At 65.8% G+C, this 9,665-nt stretch carries 11 protein-coding genes and 1 pseudogene; 3 read left to right on the top strand and 9 right to left on the bottom strand.

Annotated elements, in window-relative coordinates:
- Positions 1-209: 209 nt before the first annotated feature.
- On the top strand, positions 210-659 hold the full coding sequence (locus tag AB0J29_RS36605; RefSeq protein ID WP_364795811.1) for a hypothetical protein: 450 nt from the start codon (positions 210-212) through the stop codon (positions 657-659).
- 320 nt (positions 660-979) lie between these two features.
- On the opposite strand, the gene AB0J29_RS36600 is transcribed toward AB0J29_RS36605, so the two are convergent.
- Complete coding sequence (locus AB0J29_RS36600) at positions 980-1,588, bottom strand: XRE family transcriptional regulator (RefSeq protein WP_364795808.1); 609 nt, start codon at positions 1,586-1,588, stop codon at positions 980-982.
- A 259-nt stretch (positions 1,589-1,847) separates the two neighbouring features.
- Here AB0J29_RS36600 and AB0J29_RS36595 point away from each other — a divergent pair, with 259 nt between their 5' ends.
- Positions 1,848-2,522 carry an MBL fold metallo-hydrolase gene (locus tag AB0J29_RS36595; RefSeq protein ID WP_364795804.1) on the top strand — a complete coding sequence of 225 codons (675 nt, stop codon included), beginning with the start codon at positions 1,848-1,850 and terminating at the stop codon, positions 2,520-2,522.
- A 1,124-nt stretch (positions 2,523-3,646) separates the two neighbouring features.
- Here the strand turns inward: AB0J29_RS36595 and AB0J29_RS36590 are convergent.
- From AB0J29_RS36590 to AB0J29_RS36570, 5 genes are all read right to left on the bottom strand, one after another.
- Positions 3,647-4,849, bottom strand: coding sequence for an FAD-dependent monooxygenase (locus tag AB0J29_RS36590; RefSeq protein WP_364795802.1), 1,203 nt, complete (start codon positions 4,847-4,849; stop codon positions 3,647-3,649).
- A 364-nt stretch (positions 4,850-5,213) separates the two neighbouring features.
- Positions 5,214-5,948 (bottom strand): alpha/beta hydrolase, encoded by a 735-nt coding sequence (locus AB0J29_RS36585; RefSeq protein WP_364795799.1) that lies wholly within the window; start codon positions 5,946-5,948, stop codon positions 5,214-5,216.
- A 780-nt stretch (positions 5,949-6,728) separates the two neighbouring features.
- Complete coding sequence (locus tag AB0J29_RS36580; RefSeq protein ID WP_364795796.1) at positions 6,729-6,851, bottom strand: hypothetical protein; 123 nt, start codon at positions 6,849-6,851, stop codon at positions 6,729-6,731.
- 78 nt (positions 6,852-6,929) lie between these two features.
- Positions 6,930-7,412 (bottom strand): hypothetical protein, encoded by a 483-nt coding sequence (locus AB0J29_RS36575; RefSeq protein WP_364795794.1) that lies wholly within the window; start codon positions 7,410-7,412, stop codon positions 6,930-6,932.
- A 699-nt stretch (positions 7,413-8,111) separates the two neighbouring features.
- Positions 8,112-8,402, bottom strand: coding sequence for a hypothetical protein (locus AB0J29_RS36570; RefSeq protein WP_364795791.1), 291 nt, complete (start codon positions 8,400-8,402; stop codon positions 8,112-8,114).
- On the opposite strand from AB0J29_RS36570, the pseudogene AB0J29_RS36565 reads away from it, so the two are divergent.
- Positions 8,395-8,511: pseudogene (locus tag AB0J29_RS36565) on the top strand (aldo/keto reductase); the annotation flags it as partial. The gene AB0J29_RS36570 and the pseudogene AB0J29_RS36565 overlap by 8 nt on opposite strands.
- 47 nt (positions 8,512-8,558) lie before the next feature.
- Here the strand turns inward: AB0J29_RS36565 and AB0J29_RS36560 are convergent.
- The 3 genes from AB0J29_RS36560 to AB0J29_RS36550 all read right to left on the bottom strand — a co-directional run bounded on the left by AB0J29_RS36560 (position 8,559) and on the right by AB0J29_RS36550 (position 9,344).
- On the bottom strand, positions 8,559-8,801 hold the full coding sequence (locus AB0J29_RS36560) for a hypothetical protein (protein ID WP_364795813.1): 243 nt from the start codon (positions 8,799-8,801) through the stop codon (positions 8,559-8,561).
- Between the two features lie 67 nt (positions 8,802-8,868).
- Positions 8,869-9,093 (bottom strand): hypothetical protein, encoded by a 225-nt coding sequence (locus tag AB0J29_RS36555; RefSeq protein ID WP_364795789.1) that lies wholly within the window; start codon positions 9,091-9,093, stop codon positions 8,869-8,871.
- Complete coding sequence (locus AB0J29_RS36550; protein WP_364795786.1) at positions 9,093-9,344, bottom strand: hypothetical protein; 252 nt, start codon at positions 9,342-9,344, stop codon at positions 9,093-9,095. Before AB0J29_RS36550 ends, AB0J29_RS36555 begins: the two co-directional genes overlap by 1 nt.
- Positions 9,345-9,665: the final 321 nt, after the last annotated feature.

Raw genomic sequence — 9,665 nt, 5'->3', positions numbered from 1 at the left:
CAACGCTCAACGTCACGCTCGACAACTTCCGATCTCGCCCACATCGTCAGAGAACCACTTGATCACCATGTCTCGGACGAGAGTGACAGATAGGGGTCGGCATTGTCGTAGTCGCGCTGTTCGCTACCGTCGCAGCCGGTTGTGACGCATCGAGTCCAGGTGGGAGCGACTCTGCAACAACACCGACAGCAGTGCATCCGACCGGATCCGTGAACCCGAGCGCGACCGGACAACCCGCTGACGGACTCACGATCGACGGGGCGGTCGCGAGCCCACAAACCCTGCCCCTCGACAGGCTGCGGCAATTCGCCACCCAAACCCAGCAGGTGTCATTCGACTCCAGCGCTGGACCACAGTCGCATACCTTCGAAGGACCGCTGCTATTCGATGTTCTCAACAGCGCAACACCCAAACCGGACCCCAGCGCCAAGAATGCCCTACTGCGGCTGACGGTCGTTGTCACCGGTGCCGACGGCTACAACGTGACCTTCGCCTGGGGCGAAATCGCGCCGGAGTTCGCCGGAACGAAGGTGCTACTCGCCTACACCGAAGACGGTCGAGGACTGTCTCGCCCGCGCCTCACTGCACCCGACGACCGCAAGGGCGGACGCTACGTCACCGACGTCATACGCATACGCCTCGTCGACCCCGCCAGCTGAATCCCTGCCCTCACCGAACCCGCGTCGATCGGCGGTGCATCCTTCCGTGCGCGAGAAAGAGGAGCGACGAGTCGTGCGCCGGGATCAAATGGGGCCTAACGCTCCACAACGCGAACACCTTGACGGCCATTGGACCGCAGATTCGGGTCCGGCCGGTTGGTACTCGCGCGGCGGGCGGGGATCGGTAGAGCAGGATCGACCGCTGTTGTTGCGACGATATCCAGTGCGCGACAGCGAGATCGAAGCGGGTGGCAAGGGTCGCTTCTACTTCGATGATCTTGCGTTCTTCGTCGTGCTCCTTGGGCGATGGCTGCGGCCGATCAGGCTCTGCGTGAGATGACCATGATGTATTCGCAGGGAGCGTTCGTTCGGTTGGCGAAGCCGTGGTCCGCGTCGGCCTGGAAGAACAGGGAGTCACCTGCGTTCAGGGTCTCGGTGATCCCGCCGATCAAGACGGTGAGGGCGCCTTCGAGCACCACGAGTTGTTTCTCGGTACCCAGCGGATGCGCGGGCAGCAGCCCGGTAGAGACCTGTGCGGGGAGGTAGTGGACGACCATCTCGCCTCCTCCCACGCCCGGGGCCGCTGACACCATGTGCCGCTCGAAGCCGGTTTCCGGGTCACGAAAAATGGGGCGATCACTCTTGCGCATGACAACGGCCACGCCGGACGCGGCCGCAACTGCCCCGCCGATCAGGTCCGAGAGCGACGCGTCGAGCGCGTGGGCGATCCTGGACGCGACGCCGATCGTCGGGCTCTTCTCACCGCGTTCGACCTTGGACAGCATCGCCCGGCTGACTGACGATTGTATGGAGAGCTGCTCCAGCGTCAGGCCCGCCTGCTCGCGGCGACGCCGCACGTTACCGCCGAACGCGCCGGCCAGGTCATCACCGTGCTGTGGTTCGGTCGCGTTTCCGTCTTGCTCGACCACCGCGCTCCTCTATCGATGGGTATCTCACCGCCCACACTGTATCTATTCTCCTAAAGAAGATAGTGTCTTCTATAGGAGACCAGCGATACGCGCTCAACACGATGGAGGTTCCATGCGTTTGATCTCGAGTGGCCAGCACCATGCCACGTTCGAATTCGGCGATCTGCAGGTGATCTCGTTGCGAGACGGGTACATCGACATGCCACCGACACGTCTCCGCGACGAGCACGGGTGCACGCTCGATGAGCTGCCGGCCGCCGTGCCGCTGGCCGGCGACAACTTGCGGCTGTCGGTCAACGCCTTCTTCGTAACCGACGGCACGCGGTCGGTTCTCATCGACACCGGCGCGTCCAACGCATGGCACGACCCCACCATGGGATTGATCTACGACGCGCTCGACGAAGCGGGAATCGACCGCGCCCATGTCACCGATGTCGCCATCACTCACAACCACGAAGACCACGTGAGCGGCCTGATCGCGCCCGACGGTTCGGAAGCGTTCCCCGAACTCGAGCGCGTGTGGATCGGCGCAGGCGACACCTCGGTGTTCACGGCGCAGCGGCTCGAGCCGATCCGCGACCGGGTCGTACCCGTGACAGAGAAGGTCGCGATCAATGACTGGACTACCGCGATCCCGACACCGGGCCACACCCCCGGTCACACCGTCTACGACGTCAGGAGCGGCACCGGCCACCTTCTCGTCTGGGGCGACACCGTTCACGTTCCCACGCTTCAATTCGATCAGCCGAATGTGTCCTGGGAGCTCGACGGCAACCAGTCCCAGGCCCGCGCCGCGCGAGCGGCCCTCCTCGAACAACTGACCCAACCGCACCACTTCGTAGCCGGCGCCCACCTCGACTCGCCCGGCATCGCCCGCGTAACCCCCACCAGCGACGGTTATGCGCTGGAATATCTCGCGCCACCGATCGGCTGATCGGGCAGGTCGGCTCCGGGCCGCGCTCGCGACGGCGGCCAAGGGGGCAAGCTCGTCCAGAACATGGTCGAGCCGACCAGGCGCTTCCCCGGCGCGTAGAAGTTGATCAAGGTCGGGGTCAGTTCTGCAACGGAACTCAGTCGAGTCTTGTGCCGGTAGATCTGACTTGTAGTGTTGGACTGCGGTTCCCGCAGGGGCACGGCCAACCCGCCACATACGCCACCGGGGACAGCGCAACACACCGGAGCCTTCATGAGTGGACAGTCGAACCGTTCGACCGAGCCCACCCGCCAGTAGTTACCGGGCCCGGCATGAGCACGCCATGGACCGCCCGCCCGAGGTGGACGCAGGCCGATCCGGTTTGGGTGGCTTGACGTTGCCGAGCTGGACGACCGATTCCGCTGCGACGCTGCCATTTTCAAAGACGGGTCACGCGAGGTATCCGACGGCTGGTCGCCCCGGTAGCGTATTCATCTGCGGTATCCGGTGCGGGGAATGCGCCTTTGATACTCCGAGCACAAGTAAGTCTCGGGCACTCGCTCGGTCATGGGAACGCCCCAAAGCTCAGGCTTGGACTTCACGGCCAGATACTGCTCCTTGGCGTCTCGACAGCACCACATCCCCATCACCGACCCCGAGTCTGGCTCGCAGTCGGAGAAGCGGCAGGTGAAGCAGCACACCAAGGACGTATCCGGAGGCAGCGTCGCGATCAGCCGCGGAAGGCCGAACTCCAAATCGTGCCATGGTGCACGCCGAGATGCCGTTCGAGCCGGGACAGGATCGAGTCAGGACAGCACACCTCGAATTGCTTCTTCGGCGACCCATATTCGGCTACGAGCGGATTCGGCGGACAGCGTTCACAGGGCACACACGGAGATCGGGAGGCAAGCTCCGCCGGATCGACGAAGCCAGCGGGGCCGCTTGGTCGGGAGTTCGCGCAACGAGGAATTGTGGAGCTAAAGGGACTCGAACCCCTGACCCCCACGCAGCGGTTCGAGTTGTCTCATTGGCACCGCTTACAAGCCACGGTGCGCCGCGACAGAGCACCCGCTCAGCGGCATGAGCTGACGCAGTCCGACGGTGGCCGACCGAGGCGTCGTCCCGCTCGACACGTTATGTGATACCTACAGTTTGGCCGACGAGGTGATCGGCGTGCCGGCCGGGGCTCCGGAGTCCGGCACCCCCGCGTAGTCGGGCAGTTCGATGCCGTTGATCGCGCGCTCGACCAGCTCGGCGAACCACTCTCCGGTGAAATCGGGGCCCGGCTCGGCATCCGGCCCGGGGACGTCGCGGCTGCGGGCGTTCAATTGGGCGATCTCCTGGTTGGCCTCGACGAACGAGCGCATCCGACCCTCGTAGCCGGCGAACCCGGCCTGCGGGTCCCACCCGGCGGCGGCCAGCTCACCGGCCAGCAGGTACGCGCCGACCACGGCCAGCCCGGTGCCCTGGCCCGACATCGGGGACGAGCTGAACGCCGCGTCGCCGAGCAGCCCCACCCGTCCACTCGACCAGCGGTCCATCACGACCTGGGCGACCTGGTCGAGATAGAAGTCCGGGGTGTCGTCCAGATGCGCGAGGATGCCCGGGGTCAGCCAGCCCAGGCCGGCCATCCGCTCACGCAGCAGGCGCTTCTGGGCCGCGACGTCACGGTAGTCGACGTCGACGTCGGCCGCGGGAAAGGAGAACATGGCCATTGCCCGGGTGGCGTCCTGGATGGGCCGCAGGCCAGCCGAGCGCCCGGACTCCTGGTACTCGATCAGCCACTTGTCCAGCCCGAACTCGTTGGGCACGCTGTAGAAGGCCAGCACGTGCCCGAGGTGGCGGACGAACTGCTCATGCGGCCCGAAAACCATTGCGCGCAGCGCCGAATGCAGCCCGTCCGCTCCGATCACCAGCTCGAAACGCCGCCGGTCACCGCCCGCGAAGACCACGTCGACCCCGTCGGCGTCCTGGGTGAGCTCGGCGATCCGGTCGCCGAAAATGTATTCGACACCGTCGCGGGTGTCGTCGTAGAGCACCTGCGACAATTCACCGCGCAGGATCTCGATCTCCGCGATGAATCCGTCGCCCCCGTCGTCGTCCACGCGGAAGGTCTCCAGCACGTTGCCGTCCGCGTCCACGGTGTGCGCGCCGATGGTCTGGGTGCAGGCCGCGCGCACCACCGGGTCCAGCCCCATCCGCCGGATGACCTCCTTGGTCACTCCGCGCGCGTCCACCGCCTGCCCACCCGGACGCAACGCGGGAGCCCGCTCCACCACGGTCACCTCGGCCCCCCGCCGACGCAACCAGTGGGCCAGCGCGGGCCCCGCGATACTCGCCCCCGCCACTAACACCCTGGTACCGCTCACTGCGCCTCCCGCTCACCCCACCGGATCACTGTCCGGACCGATTGCTTCTGCTCTGACCCACCGCTGTCGGTGTATTCAGAGGTATCGACGACGGATCCACCCAGAATTCATCGGCGCAGCCGAGATCGTGTCCACGCTCCTGCGAACACCCTGAACTCGGCAGTAGCGGATGTTCTGCACCGCACCAGGTTTCAGCCGCCGGCGCCGAGCGTTGGCCGGGTTCTGTCAGCGCGGTATGCGGTATGACACGGCGGCCACCGCTATCGAGCAGGGCCGGGCCTGTCCTCGATAGCGGCTCCTGGCCGACGGCTCTATTGTCTGCAGTTGGCCTGACGGCCCGGCCTCACTTCAGGTGCCGGGTGAAGAACCGGTTCGCCTCCTCCCCGGCGTGCTGCGGGACGCCGGTGTGCCCGCCCATATTGGCGTTCAGCGTCTTCTCCTTGGAGCCGAAGGCGTCGAACAGGTCCAGGGCCATTTGCCGGTCGTTTCCTTCGTCGTCCCATTGCAGCAGGACGTGCAGCGGAATGGTGACCTGCCGGGCCTCCTCGAGTATGGCGCGGGGCACGAAACTACCGGCGAACAGAACGGCGGCCGCGATGCGGGGCTCGACCACCGCCAGCCGGGTGCCGATGGAGATCACCCCGCCCGAGTAGCCGACCGGGCCGCCGATCTCGGGCAGCGCGAGGAGGGCGTCCAGGGTAGCTCGCCATTCCGGGACTGCCTTGTCGACCAGCGGGAGGATGAGCCGGTCGACGATCTCGTCGTCGACCGGCCCGTCAGCGGCCAGCGCCCGGTGCAGGTCGGTGAGGGCCTGATCGGCGGCGACCGAACGGGGCCGGTCACCGCTCCAGGGGAGCTCGATGGTGGCCACCGCGTAGCCCTCCGCCACGGCGTGCCGGGCCCGGGCCAGCAGTCGCGGGTACGCCTGGCGCAGCCCGAGGGGAGGGGGGCTGACCAGGATCAGCGGCACCGGTGTGGATGCGGATCCGGGCGTCCACAGGATGCCGGGGATCTCGCCGAGGGTGAATGCGCGTTCGAGGATGTAGTCGTCGAGGCGCTGTTCGGTAATGAATTGCACGGTCGTGCCTTTCGGGAGTGCGGTTGAACGGCGCTCCCGGACGACCTATCGCCCGACCGTGACCCCGGAGGGGAGCACCCATGTCGATACTGCGTTCACGGATACCACCTCCTCGTTCTCTGGCACGGCCTTCGGAAAGGTAGCAGTGGTCGCAGTCGTTCGCCAACGGATTTTGCGGTGGCTCCGTACCGGCGGACCGCCGGTCGTCGCTGCTGGCGCTGACGAACGACGGTGCGTGTCTGCTCGAGGCGGCGGAGCAGACCTTCTCCCAGCGGCTAACCGAGCTGCTCGGCGACACTCTCTCAGGCTCATCGTTATCGGCTGTCGCGCAGGCCTTTTCACAGCTGCGTGGCTGCTCGAGCGGGAGTGGGTCGGCCTGCCCGCAGGCTGATTACATGGTCACGAGCCAGCGCTGCGTCGGTGTGACGCCCACGGCCGTGAGGCACTGGAATCGGCATGTGCGCGTGTTGAGTTGTTATGTGCCCGAGGCCATGTAGGCGGCGAGGATGTAATTCGGGTGGCGGTCGAGATTGGTCCGAGCACGGTCATAGCGCATGTGGTGCGAGGGTCAGTGTGGCGGGCAGCGATCTGGACGTCTCGTAGGTCGACTCCGACATCGAGCATGGTGAATCGGCGGGTCTCCTGCATCCACCGCACGTACCGTTCGATCTCGGCGCGCACCGCTAACAGCGGCAGGAGATGACGTTCGGTGCACCAGGCGAAGTACAGGCGCAGATCAGATCCGCAATGGGTAGGGGAGCTGCCGATGAACCGGGCCAGCTAGGCCGCGCTGGCCAGCCGCACTACGAGATCGTCCCCGGCGAAGGTGACGTCGATATCCGATGAAGTACTCATGCTCCACGATGCCCAGAACACCACCCGAATTCGCTCGGATTGCAGCATAGACAGGATGATTTCGTGGTCGAAGAGTTCGACTGTGCGGCAGCGTGTTTTGATGTCCGAGAGCTCGGTGAAACTGCGTCACCGACTCCGTTCAGCGGCGCCGAATTCGTCTCGGAGCCACCACGCCGATTCAGCCGCGACCCGCAGTGACAGATCAGGCCCGCTGGACATACACACCACGACATAACACAACTCCCGGGGCGGGTATCCTGCCAGCACTGCTTTCCCAACCATGACGCCGGTAATGCGATCGCGGGACAGCTCGCCACACAGTGCGCCCGGCCGCCAGCCCCTTCGGGCCGCGAAGAACAACACCCGCTGGGACGTCACCGCGATAATGAACGCCGGGCGAAGTCGTAGTCCCTGCGATCGACCCGCCGCTCGTGCCCTCCGGCGCCGGTTCAGTACTCGCAACAACGTAACGACAGGCCAGACGATGTAGTAGCCACCCCCGTCGCCCCAGTTCGACACCGTCGCCGAGAGCATTGTCAGCAGTTGTTCGCCTGGCTCCAAGGCTGGCTCGACGGCGCGCTGAGCGTCCGGCTCATTCCTGCGGGACATGGTGTGATGATCTCAGACGGACCCGGGTTCGGTTGCGGGCTTTGGTGATTCCGGCCACGCCCCGCGGCGGCCGAAGCGAGAGCACATCGATACTTCGCTGCCGAAGGGGCGGTGCGGCTGGATCGATGATGATCGCTACTGAGACACCGAATGAGGCGGACACCTCTCGCGTACGCGAACACAGCACCGGAAATCGGCTAGTTTCCGGATGCTCTGCGTCGCAGTCCATCTCGGCGGGCAGACCGCTCGCCCAGCGGCAGTACAGGATGTTCTCGGTCAGATGACGGCTGCAGGTACCGAAATGAACCGTGATCGGCGCGGCGGCAGAGTTGGGTAATCGGAATCGGTCACCGAACCGGCAATCCTTCTGACAGACATGGGATTTCGTAACGGCCTCGATTAGCATCGCCCGGCATTCGCACTCAACGACAGGGGACCACTTCGTGACCGAACCCGCCTACCTCGCCCTCGGCCTACTCGCGGTCGCGCTCACCGGCTGCTCGACGCATCCCAGCACCTCACCGATAGCAGCCCCGATATCCACGACGACGACCGCGGCCATGTTCGGCGCACCAACCACCACCGCGACCGCGCCAGCCGACGACAGCCACGCCGGACCCGCCCACATCCCCACGTACGTATGCGATGAGGCCATCGTCGTGCCACCGCTGGGATACAAGGATGGAGACACCGTCGTGATCACCGGCCGAGGCGACTGCCAACTGGAATCTCCTCATCGGGCAGGCCCGCTGTCCGCAAGGCCTGTAGCACCTCCTCCATGACCAGCCGGGAACCGGTGCCGTCGGAGCCGTAGCGTCCCCAGATCGCGGCGAGTTGGGGGTGCTGGCCGAAGGCCTCTCGCAATACCCGGGAGCGCGGCACGCGTTCCTCACCCTGCCGGGCGTGGAACCGCAGGCCGAGCTCGCCCAGGCGGAGATCCTCGAATTCCTCCACGCGGCCCTGGCAGTGTGACGGAGCAACGATGTACACCACCACTCCCGGGCCCGTTGGTCCCACGGTCTCCCGGCTCGGCCTCGGCTGCATGAGTATGACCGGCAGCGGCGGTCCCGCCGACCCACATGAGGCCGCGGCCACCCTGCTGGAAGCCCTCGACTCCGGTGTCACCTTGTTCGACACCGGCGATTTCTACGGCGCGGCACGGCCGCCAGTGCGGCACAGACGCCGAACACGTCGCGCGACCGATTCCGGTGACATGAGCCAGCCGTGGCAGCGGCGGCAGTGCACGACCAGTCGCACCGTGGGCTGCTCGTCGGTCTCGGCCATATCGCTCTCCTCCCGGGCCGCGGGCAGATATGGCGACAGCCTCGCATGCGGCACCGACAGGTCTACGCCGCCAGGGCGCGGTAATCGCAGCCGCGGCAATACCATCCGGGCTCCCCGGCCAGCTTCGCCGCGGGCAGCATCTCCCCGCATTCGGGGCATAGTGGCGGCCGGTTCAGGTCCACCGGTTGATCGCATCGACGAGTGAAGCTCCGGATCCGTCGACCGCGAGCGGCTCGACGGAGCGGTCGACGATCCATATCTCGGTGTGGGTGTCGGCGCTCAGCGCCCGTAGGCGCGCGTTCTCGACGATCTCGTCGAGGTCGTCAGCCCTGAGCTGGACGGTCAGCACACCCACCCCCGGCGTCCGAGTGTGGGATTCCAGTAGGAATCGCCTCATCAGCCGCCCTGATCCGCCCACATGGGCCGATGGCGCCAGTCCCGCTGGACGATCACCAGGTAGCTACCGAGGGCGCCCTGGCACTCGACGCTATTGGCCACGATCTGGCTGTCGTCGCTCGGATTCCGATGCACCCAGATGATGACGCCGGTGCGGCGCACCGCCTCCGGAGCATCGGGGTCGACACCCTGTTCGTGGCTGTCCGTCCACCACGTGATGGCATCGCCCACCGAGAAAAATGAATCGAACACTCTTTCGAGTCTCGCACGCATCGCCTGGCCGAGTCCGACCTATATCAGGATCACCAGCGCGATGAACACCACCAGCCCCACTGGTCGCTTGATAGGGCTGCTGGCCCGAACGCAGCCAGAGCTGATCGAGTCGCATCGCTTGCAGCTGTGAAAGCTGCTGGCAGACGGCGTGATCCAGCCGAGCTTCGAATGACGAAGCTGAAGCAACGTGAAGGGTCCCCGCGGAAAGTCGGCGGTGTGGCGCTCGAACAGTTCCAGGGCTCGCCGGTAGGACAACCTGCCCCGCCGGGTGCCGGGGTCGTTTACCTCTCAGGTAATCGA

Origin of the sequence: Nocardia sp. NPDC049707 (assembly GCF_040674855.1) — a bacterium.
In the GTDB taxonomy this organism is placed as follows: domain Bacteria; phylum Actinomycetota; class Actinomycetes; order Mycobacteriales; family Mycobacteriaceae; genus Nocardia.
This window is presented reverse-complemented; position numbering and strand designations above follow the sequence as displayed.

What these genes read in the sequence shown, in the direction of transcription:
- AB0J29_RS36555 (WP_364795789.1), bottom strand. Translation starts at nt 9,093, where the DNA reads ATGAGGCGATTCCTACTGGAATCCCACACTCGGACGCCGGGGGTGGGT.
- AB0J29_RS36560 (WP_364795813.1), bottom strand. Translation starts at nt 8,801, where the DNA reads ATGGTATTGCCGCGGCTGCGATTACCGCGCCCTGGCGGCGTAGACCTG.
- AB0J29_RS36575 (WP_364795794.1), bottom strand. Translation starts at nt 7,412, where the DNA reads ATGTCCCGCAGGAATGAGCCGGACGCTCAGCGCGCCGTCGAGCCAGCC.
- AB0J29_RS36580 (WP_364795796.1), bottom strand. Translation starts at nt 6,851, where the DNA reads ATGCTGCAATCCGAGCGAATTCGGGTGGTGTTCTGGGCATCGTGGAGC.